15 protein-coding genes are annotated in these 17,192 nt (G+C 65.4%); all 15 read right to left on the bottom strand.

From position 1 onward, the window contains the following. Positions 1–52: 52 nt before the first annotated feature. Positions 53–715 (bottom strand): ribulose-phosphate 3-epimerase, encoded by a 663-nt coding sequence (gene rpe, locus JJJ16_RS03605; RefSeq protein ID WP_219751409.1) that lies wholly within the window; start codon positions 713–715, stop codon positions 53–55. A 10-nt stretch (positions 716–725) separates the two neighbouring features. Beyond that, complete coding sequence (locus tag JJJ16_RS03600) at positions 726–2,198, bottom strand: transcription antitermination factor NusB (RefSeq protein WP_219751408.1); 1,473 nt, start codon at positions 2,196–2,198, stop codon at positions 726–728. Continuing rightward, positions 2,195–3,139 carry a methionyl-tRNA formyltransferase gene (locus JJJ16_RS03595; protein ID WP_219751407.1) on the bottom strand — a complete coding sequence of 315 codons (945 nt, stop codon included), beginning with the start codon at positions 3,137–3,139 and terminating at the stop codon, positions 2,195–2,197. Before JJJ16_RS03595 ends, JJJ16_RS03600 begins: the two co-directional genes overlap by 4 nt. Positions 3,140–3,173: 34 nt before the next feature. Then, positions 3,174–5,156, bottom strand: coding sequence for a primosomal protein N (locus JJJ16_RS03590; RefSeq protein WP_219751406.1), 1,983 nt, complete (start codon positions 5,154–5,156; stop codon positions 3,174–3,176). 42 nt (positions 5,157–5,198) lie between these two features. Next, positions 5,199–5,834 carry a vitamin K epoxide reductase family protein gene (locus JJJ16_RS03585; protein WP_219751405.1) on the bottom strand — a complete coding sequence of 212 codons (636 nt, stop codon included), beginning with the start codon at positions 5,832–5,834 and terminating at the stop codon, positions 5,199–5,201. Next, a complete protein-coding gene (metK, locus tag JJJ16_RS03580) occupies positions 5,831–7,018 on the bottom strand; it encodes a methionine adenosyltransferase (protein ID WP_219751404.1) in 1,188 nt (395 codons plus the stop codon). Before metK ends, JJJ16_RS03585 begins: the two co-directional genes overlap by 4 nt. Further along, entirely contained in the window at positions 7,015–8,244 is a 1,230-nt protein-coding gene (gene coaBC / locus JJJ16_RS03575) for a bifunctional phosphopantothenoylcysteine decarboxylase/phosphopantothenate--cysteine ligase CoaBC (protein ID WP_219751403.1), read from the bottom strand. The genes metK and coaBC overlap by 4 nt, the downstream gene beginning before the upstream one ends. Before the next feature lies 1 nt (position 8,245). Next, the gene (gene rpoZ, locus JJJ16_RS03570; protein WP_003792400.1) at positions 8,246–8,512 is read right to left on the bottom strand and encodes a DNA-directed RNA polymerase subunit omega; all 267 of its coding nucleotides are present in this window, start codon (positions 8,510–8,512) and stop codon (positions 8,246–8,248) included. Between the two features lie 36 nt (positions 8,513–8,548). Beyond that, complete coding sequence (gmk, locus tag JJJ16_RS03565) at positions 8,549–9,106, bottom strand: guanylate kinase (RefSeq protein ID WP_219751402.1); 558 nt, start codon at positions 9,104–9,106, stop codon at positions 8,549–8,551. A 27-nt stretch (positions 9,107–9,133) separates the two neighbouring features. Continuing rightward, positions 9,134–9,445, bottom strand: coding sequence for an integration host factor, actinobacterial type (mihF, locus tag JJJ16_RS03560; RefSeq protein ID WP_007589281.1), 312 nt, complete (start codon positions 9,443–9,445; stop codon positions 9,134–9,136). Between the two features lie 101 nt (positions 9,446–9,546). Then, positions 9,547–10,413: an orotidine-5'-phosphate decarboxylase gene (gene pyrF, locus JJJ16_RS03555; protein WP_219751401.1), complete on the bottom strand. Its 867-nt coding sequence runs from the start codon at positions 10,411–10,413 to the stop codon at positions 9,547–9,549. Then, positions 10,410–13,709, bottom strand: a complete 3,300-nt coding sequence (gene carB, locus JJJ16_RS03550) for a carbamoyl-phosphate synthase large subunit (protein ID WP_219751400.1) — start codon at positions 13,707–13,709, stop codon at positions 10,410–10,412. Before carB ends, pyrF begins: the two co-directional genes overlap by 4 nt. Then, positions 13,709–14,896, bottom strand: a complete 1,188-nt coding sequence (gene carA / locus JJJ16_RS03545) for a glutamine-hydrolyzing carbamoyl-phosphate synthase small subunit (protein WP_219751399.1) — start codon at positions 14,894–14,896, stop codon at positions 13,709–13,711. Before carA ends, carB begins: the two co-directional genes overlap by 1 nt. Beyond that, positions 14,893–16,212, bottom strand: a complete 1,320-nt coding sequence (locus JJJ16_RS03540; RefSeq protein WP_219751398.1) for a dihydroorotase — start codon at positions 16,210–16,212, stop codon at positions 14,893–14,895. Before JJJ16_RS03540 ends, carA begins: the two co-directional genes overlap by 4 nt. Continuing rightward, the gene (locus tag JJJ16_RS03535) at positions 16,205–17,191 is read right to left on the bottom strand and encodes an aspartate carbamoyltransferase catalytic subunit (RefSeq protein ID WP_060567277.1); all 987 of its coding nucleotides are present in this window, start codon (positions 17,189–17,191) and stop codon (positions 16,205–16,207) included. Before JJJ16_RS03535 ends, JJJ16_RS03540 begins: the two co-directional genes overlap by 8 nt. Between the last annotated feature and the right edge of the window lies 1 nt (position 17,192).

Genomic DNA, 17,192 nt, shown 5'->3' with positions numbered 1-17,192 from the left:
AGGCGGCCGGACGGGATCTCGTCCCGTTCCGGCCGCCGAAATGCGTGTGCGATCAGTGTGAATGGGCGTTGGCGAGTTCGCGCAGCGCCTCGACCTCACGATGAGCGTCTTCCGCGCGGAAGACTGCGGAACCCGCGACGAAGTTGTCGGCGCCGGCCTCGGCCGCACGCTCGATGGTCGCACGCGAGATGCCGCCATCGACCTGGATTGACACCTGCAGCCCTGCGGCGTTGATCGCGGCGCGCGTGCGCTCGATTTTCGGGATCATCTGTTCGATGAAGGACTGGCCGCCGAAGCCGGGCTCAACCGTCATGATGAGGATCATGTCGAACTCGTTAAGGATGTCGACGAACGGTGCGATGTCAGTCGCCGGCTTCAGAGCCAGGCCGGCGCGTGCACCGATGCGGTGGAGCTCGCGCGCCAGGCGCAGCGGCGCTGCTGCGGCCTCTGCGTGGAAGGTGACGGACTCACAACCGACCTCCGCATACTGCGGAGCCCAACGATCCGGGTCTTCGATCATGAGGTGAGCGTCGACCGGCAGAATACCGGACTTGACGACAGCCTCCGCGACGGGCAGACCCCACGAGAGATTGGGGACGAAATGGTTGTCCATGACGTCGACATGAGCAATGTCCGCTCCTGCGATCTTGGCGAGCTCACCACGCAGGTCAGCAATATCGCAGTTGAGAATCGACGGGCTAATTGTGGCGTTCATAACGCATATGCTAGCGCTTGCGCAGACAGGCCACAAACATAAGATCCGTGCCGAAACGGTGATCCCAGAGCTGGAGCGTCCGACCGCTAAACCCCTTAATGACGCCCGCAGATGCCGGCACGTCCAGCGCTTCGGGTGCGCATTCGTTTGCGAGCGCCACGGTGTCAAGCAGCTCAACCTCGCCAGCCTTGAGCAGACGCTCGACCTGTTCACGCGTCTCGGCCGCGTGTGGCGAACACGTGATGTACGTGAGAACGCCTCCGGGGCGTGTCAGCGCGACTGCTCGATCGAGGAGTTCGCGCTGGAGAACGGTCAGCTCCTCCACGTCCGCGGGCGTGCGGTTCCAACGGGATTCGGGGCGTCGGCGCATCGACCCCATGCCCGAGCAGGGGGCGTCGACGACGACACGGTCGAAAGAACCGAGCGGCCATGCACTCTGGCCCCCACCGAAGGTACGACCGTCGCCACTCACGACCTCGATGGAGTCGAACTGCCGTGTCGTGCGCTCCACGAGGCGGGCGCGGTGCGGGTGCACCTCGTTGGCGGTCACGCGTGCTCCGACGCCTGCAGCGAGGCCGGCCAGAAGCGCAGCCTTGCCACCCGGACCCGCACACAGGTCGAGCCAGCGCTCGTCGGTGTCGCCTTCGAGCGGTGCGGACGCAGCGATAAGGGCAGCGAGCTGCGACCCCTCATCCTGTGCGCCGGCACGGCCGTCGCGAATCGAGGGCAGGCGTGCGGGATCGCCGGATTCAAGGAGCACTGCATACGGGGAGACAGCACCCAGGGCGACGCGCGTGTCGAGAATATCCTCGGCCTCGTCGGCGAGTTCGTCGACGCTCATTAGCGACGGGCGCGCCACCAGAGTGACCGTGGGAACCTCGTTATCAGCCTCGAGAACGTCGAGAAGTTCATCCTCGGGGTAGCCGTCGGCCTTCAGGGCGTCGCGGAACGCAGTGACCATCCACGCCGGGTGCGAGTAGCGCACGCCGAGGGCTTGATCCTCGTCGGCGATGGCATTCATAGCCGCCTCACGCTCGGATGGATCCTCGCGAGTGATCGAGCGCAACACGGCATTAACGAAACGCACGGGGCCATCCGTCAGGTGCTCTCGTGCAACGTCCACAGTCGCCGACACAGCAGCATGATCAGGCACTCGCATGTCGAGGAGCTGGTGGGCGCCCATGCGCAGGATGACGAGCGCGCGCGGATCGAGATCAGTCAGTGGACGGTCGATGTGACGGGAGATCACCCAGTCGAGTCGGCCAATCGCGCGCAGCGTGCCGTGGACGAGCTCGGAGGTGAAGGCAGCGTCGCGATCGGAGAAGTGACCGTCGCGCCGGGCTTGGCGCAGAGCCTTCGGCAAAATGATGTTCGCGAACGCGCCCTGCGTCTCGACCTCGTGAAGAACGTCGTAGGCAATACGACGGGGCTCATCGGCCTTGCGAAGTTTGCGGTAGCCGTCCGCGTAACGCCTCTCGCTCATCGCTCTCCCTCCAGCTCTCCACCAAGGTGCAGGTCTTCGGAAGGCCGCGCTCCCCTCGCCCAGGCGGCCGCGTCCATCCACGACTTACCGGCCGGCGCCACCCTGCCGAGCACGAGTGCTCCGCTCGCGCAGCCTACGGTCACCTGCTTCTTCGTGACCTCAAGCTGTCCGGGTTCGAGATCGTCACGGTCCACGGGCGTTGCCTTGTCGAGCTTCATGCGTGCCCCGCCCGGCAACACCGTGTAGGCGCCGGGATTGGGCGTCACAGAACGAATGACACGATCCTCGTACCCGGCATCGTGCGCGAACGACACGTAACCGTCGACGTGCTCGAGGCGGCGAGCGTGCGTGACGCCCTCGGAGGGCTGCGGAGTAGCGGTTGCCCTCCCAGCGGCGAGCGCGTCGACGACGCTGAGCACCTGGTCCGCCCCGGCCTCGGCCATGGACGAGAGCAGCTCGCCAGCGCTCTCATATCCGATCGGAACCTCGACGCGCGAATAGACGTCGCCCGTATCCAGGCCCTCCTCGAGGTTGAACACGCAGGACGCGGTCGTCGCATCCCCTTCGCGAATCGCCCACTGGACAGGAGCAGCTCCACGCCACCTCGGCAGATCAGAGAAATGAAGGTTTACCCACCCGTGTACGGGCATTGCCAGCACGTTCGGGGGAACGAGGCCGCCGTAAGCGACAACGACACCGAGGTCCGCATGCACGTCCTCGATGCGCTGAGCGATGTCGGGGGGTTTCAGCGTCGTTGTCTCTAACAGTTCCACGCCGAATTCGGTGGCAACCTCTGCCACCGGTGACGGGTACATCGTCTTGCCGCGGCCGCGCCGAGCCGGTGGACGAGTGATGACGAGGGCGACCTCGTGGGACGACGACAGCAGGGCCCGCAGCGTGGGAACTGCGGCCTCGGGGGTACCAGCAAAAATAATGCGCACGGTCGCCAGTTTACGGCACTACGCAGGCCCAGACTCAGAAGAGCTCGGGTGGGTTCACGCTCATTTTGACGAGCGGAACCTTGCGGGCACTGCGTGAGCGTCGAATCTCGGTAAGAACGGCGAGCATCGACGTCGCCCCGGCCAACGGGCTTCGCACCAGCGTGCGCACTTCGTTTTCCTCGCCCTCGCGCGTCGCCGGGCGCACGACGGTGCCGACCAGCTCCGCTCCTCCATCGCGAATGACCTGTTCGGCAACCTGACGGACCTGAGCCGCTGGCCCATCGAGGGCAACCATCGTCGTAGCCGGGAAAAAGCCGAGAGCCTCACGCTCGTCGAGAAGTCGATCGGCGTAGTCGGTGGGAGCCCAGCGCACGAGTGCCTGCCCCAAGGCATCGGGAATCGTCCCGACGACGAGGCCGGGGTGGCCTGGGCGGACAAGAGACAGCGCGTTGAGCCACCGCCGGGCAGCCTCCTCCGGGGCCCACAGTTCGGCTCGCCCAGCCAAAGCGTGCGCGTCGAGGATGATGGCGGCGGCGTAACCACCGTCCACGTCTGGCTCCGCTCCGGGAGTAGCAACGACGACCATGGGGCGTGAGGGTAGCTGGCGGCTGATTCTGTGGGCAGCCGACGACTCGAGGACCGATGCGTCCGGGAGGTTGCGTGCAATCTCCTCGGCGGTACGTGTAGACCCCACTCGAGCTGCGCGTAGCTCTGTTCCCGAGCAGTGTGGGCACCGCCAAGTGCCAGTGGCGCGGGCACACCACGAACAGGTGACCTCTCCCCCGCTATTGACTGCGAGGGGACCCGAGCAATGGCGGCAGCGCGCACGCTCGCCGCAACGACGGCACACGACCGTGGGCCAATATCCAGACGCTGCGACCTGGATGAGAACGGGGCCTTCGCGCAGGCCCTGGCGAATCATGCGCAACGCCGCCGGGGGAATGCGCATGTGGCCGCTGGCGCCCTCACGTTCTGCTTCCGTCGCGCCGTGCAGATGCACACGTGGGGTCGCGTCGCGCAGCGCGCCGGGCACCGGATCGAGACTGACTGCCCATCCAGAACGCACGAGAGCCTGTGCCTTCACCGAGCGTGCGAAGGAAGCAACAAGGAGCCCCGCGCCCTCCACCGCGCACCGCTGCACGGCAATATCAAGAACGTCGCAGCGAGGGAACCTGCGCTCTCGCAGCCGATCGTCGCCGTCGTCGCAGATGACGATGAGGCCCAGCTTCGCACACGGAACCCACGCTGCCGAGCGCGTGCCGACCACAATCGGGAGACGCCCGAGCGTCGCGGCTGCGTGGATGCGGTAACGCTCCTCGGGCGCCACCTCACCGCCTGTGACAGCGACGGGCACCCCGAGATCCTCCTCGAGTGCGCGTGCGTATCGTGCGGCGTCCTCTCCGGTGGCAGTCACGATGATGGCACTGCGTCCCGACGAGACAGTGGCAGCGACGGCATCCGACAGGCACGTGCGCATCCGGGGACGCAGCGCGGTCACGACTGCACGCGGAGACTCTCCGGCTGCAAGGCGGTGAAGTAACGCGTCGCCAGCACGATACGATGCCCAGCCTTCGGAAACAGTCGGAGCTTGAAGGGATGGCCACACCGACTCGTGTGCCTGTACGACGGTCTTTTCGCCGCGCGCATGTCGCGGTGGGATAGCGAGCGACAGGACCTGCGAGGTCGTTGCGAGAAAACGCGTCGCGATGCGACGTGCAGCCTCGTACAGTGCGGGCGTCAGCACTGGGATTGCAGACGATACCGATTCGATCTGCGCGGTGTCGTCAAGTACATCGCGACGTGTACGCTCAACGATCCAGCCATCTACGCGTGTGCCGGAAAACCGTACGCGAACTGCGCGACCGACCTCGGCCTCGTCAATGAACTTGTCAGGAACGACGTAATCGAGTGGCCGATCCATGTGCGGCAGATCGACGTCAACGAGCACGCGAGCGATCTCCGCGGCCCGAGACCGCGGCGGATCGAAACCGTCAAGCATGCCCTGTTGGGAAGTCATGATCCTAGTGAATCACGGCCAGCACACATCTGCGTCCCGCTCTCAGCCGAGAAGCTTCAGCCCGTACTTCGCGACTACCATGGCGAGCACACCAAAGACGATCAGACCCCACAGGGCCCAGTCGAGGCCCTGGGCGACGATACGCCGCAGTCCCTCGGGCGCCGGGATGACGCCATCGCGAATATTGATGCGAGTGATTCCTCCGAAGACGAGCGTTGTCGTCAGGGTGATCAACAGGCACCATGGGCACAGCACCTGGATGATGAAATACGACTGTCCGAACAGCCAGAACGCAAAGAACAGCGCGATCGTGTACAGCAGGTTCGTGCCCAGCATGTACCAGCGCGGAAACTTCACGCCCGCGAAAATGGCGACGGAAATAGCGAGAACCACGGCCTCGAAAAAGATGCCGAGGAACGCATTGGGAAAGCCGAGGATCCGTGCCTGCCACGTTTGCGCAACCGCCGAACATGACAAGACGGATGAAATATCGCAGCCGAAGCGCGCCGAAGAATCAGCGGCGAGCTGCCATGCCTCGATCGAGAGGACGAACGACGTGACGAGGCCGATGAAGCCGGAGATGATCATCTCCAGGCTCGTGCGCCGACGCCACGCGCGCCGAGCGTCCTCGGTCTCGTACGAGGGCAGGTAGTCCTCGGCTTCCGCTGCCTCGCTCATGCGAGCGCAGCCTTGAGCTGGTCGACGCGGTTGGTCGCCTCCCACGGGAACTGGTCGCGGCCGAAGTGGCCGTAGGCAGCGGTCTCGCGGTAGATCGGACGCAGCAGATCGAGGTCCTCGATCATGCCGAGGGGACGCAGGTCGAAGACCTCGCGGATGGCGTCCGCGATACGCTCCTCGGGCACCGAAGCGGTGCCGAAGGTATCGACATACAGGCCGATCGGGCGTGCACGTCCAATCGCGTAGGCAAGCTGAATTTCGCAACGCTGGGCGATGCCGGCGGCAACGACGTTCTTAGCCACCCAACGGGCGGCGTAGGTAGCAGAACGATCGACCTTTGACGGGTCCTTTCCGGAGAAGGCGCCGCCGCCGTGACGGGCCATGCCACCGTACGTGTCGACGATGATCTTGCGGCCGGTCAGGCCGGCGTCCGCGGCTGGACCACCCAAAACGAAGCGACCCGATGGGTTGATGAGAGTCGTCATGGAGCCGGTAGCCAGCGCGAGACCGGACTCTTCGATGACGGGGTTAATGACATAGTCGCGTACCGCGTCGGCGATCGCGGACTGCGACAGTGCCTCATCGTGCTGGGTGGACACGACGACCGTGTCGATACCCACCGGGCAACCGTCCTCGTACGCGAGAGTCACCTGAGTCTTGCCGTCGGGACGCAGCCCTTCAACGATGCCCTGCTTGCGAACGTCAGTCAGGCGCTTCGCGAGGCGGTGTGCCAGCCAAATGGGGGCGGGCATGAGGTCCGGGGTGTCCGAAGAAGCGTAGCCAAACATGATGCCCTGGTCGCCCGCGCCGAGACGGTCACGCGGGTCGCCACCCTCGGTGCCGCGCACCTCAAGAGCCTCATCAACGCCACCGGCAATGTCGGGGCTCTGACCGTCGAGGGACACGGACACGCCGCAGGAGGCACCATCGAAGCCAACGCGTGACGAGTCGTAGCCGATCGACAGGATCTCGCGACGCACGATCTCCGGGATCTCAACGTACGCCTCGGTCGTTACCTCACCGGCGATGTGGATGAGACCGGTAGCCGCCATCGTCTCGACGGCCACGCGCGAGTGGGGATCGGCGGCAAGCAGCGCGTCGAGGATCGCATCGGAAATACGGTCACAGACCTTGTCGGGGTGACCTTCGGTAACGGACTCAGAAGAAAAAAGCTGTTGACTCACCGCTTTAGATTATCAAGGAATGAAGCCATATGGCCGACAAGACCAGCGGCCACCTCATCCTTTGAGCCGACGTAACGGCCAGCGATGGTCCCGCGTGCATCGAGCAGCCGAATGTCGTTGGGCACGTCTCCGAATCCGACGGTCTCCCCCACCCGGTTCAGGCAGATGAAATCCGCTCCCTTTCGTGCTGCCTTGTCGGTGCCGTAGGCGAGAATCTCGTCGTCGGTACCGGTCTCTGCTGCGAATCCGACGACGAGGGGCGGGCGCTGGTCGCTGTGCCCGATCTCGGCGAGGATATCGGGGTTACGAACCAGGCGAATCGTCGGAGCTTCCTCGTTGGATGGGTCCTTCTTGATCTTCGACTCCGAGGCGGCCTCGGGCCGGAAGTCCGCGACGGCTGCCGTCATCACAAGAGCATCGGCATCGGCCACCTGAGCGATCGTCGCCTCGCGCATCTGCAGAGCACTGCCCACCCGAGTGACTTGCACGGCCGTCGGCAACGTTGCGAGCAAAGCCGACTCGATGTTTGCGGCGATCACGCGTACCGATGCGCCGGCTCGCGCCGCAGCCGAGGCGATCGCCAGTCCCTGACGGCCGGACGACTTATTGCCTAGAAAACGTACCGGATCGATGGGCTCACGTGTACCGCCGGCGGTAACAACAACCGTGCGACCAGCAAGAGCGTTTGATGCCTGCTCATGAGCACCGAGGACGTCGAGAGCCGCCCGCGCGATGTCCTCAGGTTCGGGAAGGCGGCCGACACCGCTGTCGCCGGAACCAAGCGCACCAGAAGCGGGTTCGATGACGTGGAAGCCGCGCTCGCGAAGCGTCCGAACGTTCGCCTGCGTAGCGGGCGCCAGCCACATGTTGGAATGCATCGCAGGGGCAACGACAACGGGTGCGTCAGATGCGAGAACCGTCAGCGACACCATGTCGTCGGCGAAGCCGCCGGCGAGGCGCGCCAAAGAATTCGCGGTCGCGGGCACGACGATGATGAGGTCTGCGACGCGAGCAAGCTCCACGTGCTCGGCGCGCCCCTCCCCCGCAATGTCCACGGCGACCGGGCGGGACGTGATGCCCTCCCAAGTGGAACGGCCAACGAAATCCAAAGATGCGCGCGTCGCAGCGACATACACGTCGTGGCCCGCGCGTTGACACTCGCGGACCACGATGGGTGCTTTAAAGGCTGCGACGCCGCCGGTCACTCCGACGACGATCGTTGCCATGTCAGGCCTCGGGGTTAGCTTCGAGAGACAGGAGGCCTTCGTTGATCTCACGCAGGGAAACCGCAAGCGGCTTCTCATCCGGCTGCACGTCGACGACCGGACCCACGAACTGGATCATGTTCTGCTGAAGCTGCAGATTGTAGGAGTTAATCTGGCGCGCGCGCTTTGCAGCGAAGATAACCAGTGCGTACTTGGAATCGACGTGCTCCAGCAGATCGTCAATGGGCGGGGACGTGATGCCCACGGGCTGGGCAACAATTCCGGACATGCGTGTATTCCTCTCAGTGGCGGATTCAGATAGATACTACTCCAGGCCAATGAGCCGAGCCAGCTCATCCACCGCGCGCTCCACGTCGTCGTTGATCACAACATGGTCAAACTCAGAGGCAGCCTCAAGTTCAACGCGGGCGGTGGCCAGACGGCGAGCCTGTTCCTCGGGGCCTTCCGTGCCGCGGCCGATAAGGCGACGTTCGAGCTCCTCCCACGAAGGTGGAGCGAGGAAAATGAACTGAGCGTCGGGCCTGTTGGTGCGGACCTGGCGCGCGCCGGCCAGGTCGATCTCAAGAAGCACGGGCTTGCCAGCAGCGAGGGCTTCATCCACGGGTCCGCGAGGCGTCCCGTACTTGTTTTTTCCATGAACAAGCGCCCACTCCAACATGTCTCCGCGGTCGATCATTGCATCGAACTCTTGTGCGGAAACGAAGTAGTAGTGGACGCCGTTCAGTTCACCGGGCCGAGGATCGCGAGTTGTTGCCGATACCGACACGTTGAGCGTCGGGTAGCGCTTCGTAAGCGCAGCGACAACAGTTCCCTTTCCAACGGCTGTAGGGCCAGCGAGGACAGTCAGTTGAGCCTTAGTCATGACTCAAGTGTGCCACGCTTGACCGCGTCAGCCGAAACGCTCGACGAGAGCCTTCCGCTGGACGGGGCCGAGGCCACGCACGCGCCTGCTCTGGGCGATCTTGTACTCGTCCATCAGTACGGCAGCCGTGTTCGTGCCGACGCGCGGCAGCGACTCCAGTAGCGAAACCACCTTCATCTTCGCGACTGCTTCGTCTGAATCAGCGAGTTCCAAAACCTCCGACAGGTTCATCGAGCGCGCCTTGAGCGCGTTCTTCACTTCGGCGCGACGCCTCCGTGCCTGCGTTGCCTTCTCGAGAGCCTGCGCCCTCTGTTCTGGCGTGAGATCAGGTAGTGCCATTCTGATCATCTCCTCGGTTGGGATCTTCGGTAAATAAACTATGTCACCTTCCAGACCACTAGTGCCAGACCAAAACGCTGCTTCTTTAGTAACACAGCAGATTATTGCAGCGAATCGACCGTTGCACGGTAGGCGTCTCGAAGGCCGGCGATACTCGGGCCGGAGCGCAAGATTGCACGGGAAGACGAGGCAAGGACAGCATCTTCGGCGCCGGCGAAAACCTCCCTGACCTGCGCCGGGCCAGCGCCCTGTGCGCCCACTCCTGGAGCCAAAAAAGCGCCTTTCAGCGACGCGAGATCGATGCCCAAACGCTTCACCGCATCGCCGACCGTGGCCCCGACGACGATGCCCGCAGGGCCGAGGTGTTGTTGGTCACACTGCCTGTTAAAGTCCGCCAGTTGGGACACGACGCGGCCCGCTACGCTTGTTCCGTCCTCGCCGCGGGCGTGCTGCACGGAGGCTCCCTCAGGGTTGGACGTGAGCGCCAAGACGAACACTCCCCTGCCGGTCTGTTGCGCCATCTCAAGGGCGGGAGTCAGCGATCCGACGCCGAGGTAGGGCGAGAGCGTGACTGCATCGCCGGCGAGTGGAGAAGAATCCGACAGGAACGCCTGCGCATAGCCGTCCATCGTCGAGCCGATGTCACCGCGCTTCGCATCCACAATGCACAGCGTGCCGACCTCGCGGCAGGCGGCGATGACCTCCTCAAGAACGGCAACGCCGCGAGAGCCGTGACGCTCGAAGAAAGCCGCTTGAGGCTTGAAGGCAGCGACGCGACCGCCGAGCGCCTCGATGACGCGAAGGGAGAACTCTCGCACACCGTTCGCGTTGTCGTCAAGTCCCCATTCCTGCAACAGGGCCGCGTGAGGATCGATGCCCACGCACACGGGTCCAAACGTGCGCATGGCGGCGTAGAGACGGTCGCCAAAGCCGGCGGCGCCACCAGGTTTGATTGCGGCAGTAGTCATCGTGTCTCCTCCGATCGAATCGAATCCCATTCCTGCAGGGAGCGCACGGAGTATGCTCCGCGCATACGCACTTCGATGGCCTGGACCATCGCGTTGAATGCCTGCAGCGTGGTCACCGCGGGGCGGTCCTGCGAGGCAGCGGCGGTGCGGATCTGGTAGCCGTCATTACGCGGGGCGCTGCGCTGAGGCGTGTTAACGACCATGTCGATCGAGCCGTCGTTGATGAGGTCAACGACCGTCGGCTCGCCGCCGTCGCCGCGGCCCTCGGACGACTTACGAACGGCCTGGGCCTCGATGCCATTGCGGCGTAGAACCGATGCTGTTCCGGAGGTCGCGAGGATGTTAAAGCCCATCTCGTGCATGCGGGCAGCCGGCAGAACGATTGCTCGCTTGTCGGTATCCGCAATGGAAATGAAGACGGTGCCCGACGTCGGCATATCGGTCGACGCGCCGAGCTGTGACTTGGCGAATGCGGTCGGGAAGTCGCGGTCGATGCCCATGACTTCGCCTGTCGAGCGCATCTCGGGACCGAGGACGGTGTCGACGATTTCGCCACCTGCCGTGCGGAATCGCTTGAAGGGCAGAACGGCTGCCTTCACCGCGATCGAACCGCCGTCGTGGATCTCGCGGGCGTCGTGGGTGGGCAGCAGGCCCTCCTGGCGCAGCGAGGCGATCGTCGCGCCCACCTGAATGAGAGCGGCGGCCTTCGCGAGCTGCACGCCCGTCGCCTTCGACGCGAAGGGAACGGTACGCGAGGCACGCGGGTTCGCCTCGATGACGTAAAGCGTGTCGGAGAGCAAAGCGAACTGAATGTTGATCAGGCCGCGTACGCCGACGCCGCGAGCGATCGCCTCGGTGGAGGCCGTGATGCGCTCGAGCTCGCGCGCGGACAGGGTCATGGGAGGCAGCACGCAGGAAGAGTCGCCCGAGTGGATGCCAGCCTCCTCGATGTGCTCCATGATCGCGCCCATGAAAAGCTCTTCGCCGTCGTACAGGGCGTCGACATCGATCTCGATGGCCGCGTCCAGGAAGCGGTCGATGAGGAGCGGGCCGCGCGAGAACAGCAGCTCGGAGTCGTGGCTTGCGAGGTATTCGCGGAGCGCCGGCTCGTCGTTGATGATCGCCATGCCACGTCCGCCCAGCACGAAGGAGGGGCGAACGAGGACCGGGTAGCCGACCTGCTCAGCAACGGCGATAACCTGCTCGGGCGTGTTCGCGGTGTCGTGCGCGGGAGCCGGGCACTGCGCCGCCTCAAGAACCTTGCCGAACTCCTCGCGGTCCTCGGCAAGGTCGATGGCGCGCGGGCTGGTGCCCAGGATCGGCACCCCGGCGCGCTCGAGGTCGGCTGCCAGCGACAGCGGAGTCTGGCCGCCGAGCTGGACGATCATGCCCTTGACGGGGCCGGCCGCGCACTCGGCGCGGTAGATCTCCAGGACATCCTCGAGCGTGAGGGGCTCGAAGTAGAGGCGGTCGGAAATGTCGTAGTCGGTCGACACCGTTTCGGGGTTGCAGTTGACCATGATGGTCTCGTAGTGCTCGCGCAGCGACATGGCGGCGTGCACGCACGAGTAGTCGAACTCGATGCCCTGACCGATGCGGTTGGGACCGGCACCCAGGATGATGACGGCTTCGCGCTCGCGCGGACGGACCTCGTTCTCCTGGTCGTAGGTCGAGTAGTGGTAGGGCGTGCGGGCCGCGAACTCGGCGGCGCAGGTGTCGACCGTCTTGAAGACGGGGTGGATACCAAACGCGCCGCGCACCTCGCGCACCGTGTCCTCGGACAGGCCGCGCATCGCAGCGATCTGACGGTCGGAGAAACCGTGGCGCTTCGCCTCGGCGAGGACGTCGCCCGTGAGAGCCTCGGCCTCGCGAATGCGAGTCGCGACCTCGTCGAGGAGGAACATCTGGTCGAGGAACCACGGGTCGATCTTCGTCGACTCGAAGAGTTCCTCGAGGGTTGCACCGCCGCGAATTGCCTGCTGGACCTGGACGAGACGACCCTCGGTTCCGACTGAAGCGGCCTCGACGAGCGCGCGCGTCTCCTCCGGCGTGGGCGCGTCGCCGTCCCAGTGGAACTGCACGCCGCCCTTATCGATCGAGCGCAGAGCCTTTTGCAGGGCCTCCGTGTAGGAGCGACCGATCGCCATGGCCTCGCCCACGGCCTTCATCGAGGTGGTGAGGGTCGGGTCGGCGGCCGGGAACTTCTCGAACGTGAAGCGTGGGACCTTGACGACCACGTAGTCGAGCGTCGGCTCGAACGAGGCCGGGGTCGAGCCAGTGATGTCGTTCGGAATCTCGTCGAGCGTGTAGCCGGTGGCAAGGCGCGCGGCGATCTTCGCAATCGGGAAGCCCGTCGCCTTCGAGGCCAGCGCGGACGAACGCGACACGCGCGGGTTCATTTCGATGACGATAATGCGCCCCGTCTCGGGGTGGATCGCGAACTGGATGTTACAGCCGCCCGTGTCCACGCCCACGGCGCGGATGACGGCGATACCAATGTCGCGCAGACGCTGCATCTCGCGGTCGGTGAGGGTCAACGCGGGAGCGACCGTGATCGAGTCACCCGTGTGCACGCCGACCGGGTCGACGTTCTCGATCGAACACACGACGACGACGTTGTCCGCCTTGTCGCGCATGAGCTCGAGCTCGTATTCCTTCCAGCCGAGGATCGACTCCTCAAGCAGAACCTCGGTCGTGATTGAGGCGGCCAAGCCCTGGCCGGCGATGCGCTCGAGGTCTTCGGGGGTGTAAGCAAAACCGGAGCCGAGCCCGCCCATCGTGAAGGAGGGGCGAACGACGAGGGGGTATCCGAGCTCGGCGGCGGCCGCGTGGCACTCCTCCATCGTGTGGGCGATGAAGGAACGTGCGACCTCCGCGCCGGAGCGCTCGACGATCTCCTTGAACTCCTCGCGGTCCTCACCGGCGCGAATCGCGTCGATCGACGCACCGATCAGCTCGACGTTAAAACGCTCAAGAACGCCCATTTCGGACAGCGCGACGGCCGTGTTCAGCGCCGTCTGGCCACCCAGCGTGGGAAGCAGCGCGTCGGGGCGCTCCTTCTCGATGATCGAGGCCACGACCTCCGGGGTGATCGGCTCGACGTAGGTGGCGTCGGCGATGCCCGGGTCGGTCATGATGGTCGCCGGGTTGGAGTTAACGAGGATGACGCGCAGGCCCTCCTCCTTGAGCACGCGGCACGCCTGCGTGCCCGAATAGTCGAACTCGCACGCCTGGCCGATGACAATGGGGCCCGATCCGATGACGAGGACGGACGACAGATCGTTCCTGCGGGGCATCAGTGGGTCTCCTTAGCAGCAGTCATCAGGGAAATAAAGCGATCAAAGAGCAGCTCGCCGTCGTGCGGGCCCGCAGCTGCCTCGGGGTGGTACTGGACGGAGAAGGCGGGAATGTCCAGGGCACGCAGGCCCTCGACGACGCCGTCGTTGAGGCCGACATGCGAGACCTCGACGCGCCCGTAGCGGCCCGACTCGAAGGGAGCGACCGAAGGCTCCCCCACCGGAGCATCCACGGCGAAGCCGTGGTTGTGAGCGGTGATCTCCACGCGGCCCGTGGCCACGTCCTTCACCGGCTGGTTGATGCCGCGGTGACCATAGTCCAGCTTGTAGGTGCCGTAGCCCAGGGCGCGGCCGAAGAGCTGGTGACCGAAGCAAATACCGAAGTACGGGATACCCGCGTCGAGGACGGCGCGCAGCACGCCGATCTCGTGGTCGGCCGTCGACGGATCACCGGGGCCGTTGGAGAAGAAGACGCCGTCCGGCTTGAGTGCCTCGATGTCGGCGAAAGATGCGGTGGAGGGCACCACGTAGACGCGCGCTCCACGCGCGGCCAGGTGGTAGGGCGTGCGCGACTTGATACCGAGGTCGACGGCGACGACGCGCGCGATGGGTTCCTTGCCCTCGAAGTCGCCGAGGGGCTCCACCACGTAGGTCTCGTCCGTCGACACCTCGGCGGCGAGCGCCTGACCGCTCATCGCGGGTGAATCGGCGACGATGCGCATGAGGGAGGCCACGGCCTCGTCCCCCAGGTACTGCGCGCCCACGGGCAGCGCGTCACCCGAGAAAATGCCGGCGCGCATGGCGCCGCGCTCGCGGATGTGCCGGGTGATCGCACGGGTGTCGACGTCCGCGATGCCGACGATGCCCTGAGAGATAAGCTCGTCCTCCAGCTCGCGGCGCGATCGCCAGTTGGAGGCGCGGCGGGCGGCGTCGCGCACGACGAAGCCCGCGACCCAGATGCGCGAGGACTCGGGATCCTCGTCGTTGACACCGGTGTTGCCAATGTGCGGGGCCGTCATAACGACGATCTGGCGGTGGTACGACGGGTCGGTGAGCGTCTCCTGGTAGCCGGTCATGCCGGTCGAGAACACGATCTCGCCGAGTGTGCGGCCCTTCGCGCCCCATGCGCGGCCCTTGAAAACGGTGCCGTCCTCCAGGACGAGCAGAGCGATATCGGACGTGGTCATCGGTCCTCCTTGGCAATCGGGGTGGCGTCGACGACCGTCGGGACGCCGTTGTAGATCGTGTAACGCACCTGTCCGGGCAGTTCCATGCCGCGGAAGGGGCAGTTCGTGGAGCGCGTCCACTGCTTGGCGGGGTCAACCGTCACGCGCACCGTCGCATCCACGAGGGTGACGTGTGCGGGGGCACCGACGACCAGGCCCTGGCCCTGCGATTCCACGCGGCCGATCTGGGCGGGAACAGTCGACATTACGCGAGCAACGTCCGCCCAGTCCATGCGGCCCGTGTTCACCATCGTCTCGATGATGATCGGCAGCGCCGTCTCCAGGCCGGTCATGCCGAACGCGCCGGCCTGCCATTCGCAGTCCTTCATCTCGAGGGGATGCGGCGCATGGTCAGTGCCGATGCAGTCGATCGTGCCGTCGGCGAGGCCTTCGCGCACGGCCTCGACGTCCTCGGCACGGCGCAGCGGCGGGTTCACCTTGTAGAGCGGGTCGTAGGTGGCGGCCAGCTGCTCGGTGAGGAGCAGGTGGTGAGGCGTGGCCTCGGCCGTGATATCCACGCCCTGTGCCTTACCCCAGCGCACGAGGTCAACCGAACCCGCGGTCGACAGGTGACACACGTGCAGGCGCGAGCCGACGTGCTTGGCGAGCAGGATGTCGCGGGCAATGATCGCCTCTTCGGCGACGGCGGGCCAACCGGCCAGGCCGAGCTCGCCGGACAACGTCGACTCGTTCATCTGAGCGCCCTCGGTGAGGGCCGGATCCTGGCTGTGCTGGGCGATCACACCGCCGAAGCCCTTGACATACTCGAGGGCGCGGCGCATGAGGACGGGATCGGACACGCACTTGCCGTCGTCGGAGAAGACGCGGACCTTCGAGCGCGAGCGGGCCATCGAGCCGAGAGAGGCGAGCTGCTTGCCTTCCAGGCCCTTGGTGACGGCACCGACGGGACGCACCTCGACCCAGTCGGCCTCTTCGCCCAGGCGCAGCACCTGGTCAACGATGGCGGCCGTGTCCTGTGTGGGCGTCGTGTTGGCCATCGCGTGGACGGCCGTGTAGCCGCCGACCGCGGCCGCTCGCGTACCTGTGAAAACGGTCTCGGCGTCCTCGCCGCCGGGCTGGCGCAGGTGGGTGTGAATGTCGACGAGGCCGGGAAGGGCGATCAGGCCTTCGGCGTCGATGATGCGCGGGTCACGCACGGCGTTGCGAGCATCGGCACCGATCGCGACGATGGTGCCACCGGACAGCGCAATGTCGGTGGGTTCCCCGCCGAGTAGCGAGGCTCCGGTGATCAGGATGTCACGGGTCTGTTCAGTCATTGCTGTGTCCTTCCGATGCGAGAAGCAGGTAGAGGGCGGCCATGCGGATGCACACACCGTTCGACACCTGTTCGACGATGACAGATTGGTCTGAGTCGGCTGCCTCAGCGCAGATTTCGAGGCCTCGGTTCATCGGGCCGGGATGCATGACGACGGCGTTGGGCGCCAGTGTGGCGAAGCGTGCCGGGGTGAGGCCGTACTCCGCGTGGTAGGCGCCGGGCGACGGGAAGAAACCACCGCCCGCGCTCGACATGCGCTCGCGCTGCACGCGCAGCATCATGACCGCGTCGGGGCGGCTCGCCAGGGCCTCGTCGAAGTTGTAGGAGGTGTCGCAGTTCCAGGTCTCCACGCCGATCGGCAGGAGCGTCGGGGGTGCCACGAGGGTGACGCGGGCGCCCAGGAGCGTCAGGAGATCGACGTTGGAGCGCGCCACGCGCGAGTGGAGGACGTCGCCGACGATGACGACGTGTGCGCCGTCGAGGCCGGAGCCGGGGGCGGGCGTTCCATCCTCGCCGAGCGACGGTGCGTAGTGGCGGCGCAGGGTCATTGCGTCGAGGAGTGCCTGCGTCGGATGCTGGTGGGTGCCGTCACCCGCGTTGAGGACCGGCAGATTCATCCAGCCGGCGTGCGCGAGACGGTGTGCGGCGCCCGACGAGGAGTGGCGCACGATGACCGCGTCCGCGCCCATGGCCTCCAGCGTGAGCGCGGTGTCCTTGAGTGACTCGCCCTTGGAGACAGAGGAGCCGCGGGACTGGAAGTTGATGACGTCGGCGCTTAGGCGCTTGGCGGCGGTCTCAAAGGAGATGCGGGTGCGCGTCGAATCCTCGAAAAAGAGGTTGACGACGGTCTTGCCCTGAAGCGTCGGAAGCTTCTTCACGCCGTGGCGCTGAGTGGCGGCCATCTGCTCCGCCGTGTCGAGGATCAGAATCGCCTCCTCGCGCGTCAAGTCACGGATCGAAATGAGATGGCTCAGGCTCATC

The organism is Schaalia sp. ORNL0103 (assembly GCF_019429565.1).
In the GTDB taxonomy this organism is placed as follows: Bacteria; Actinomycetota; Actinomycetes; order Actinomycetales; family Actinomycetaceae; genus Pauljensenia.
This window is presented reverse-complemented; position numbering and strand designations above follow the sequence as displayed.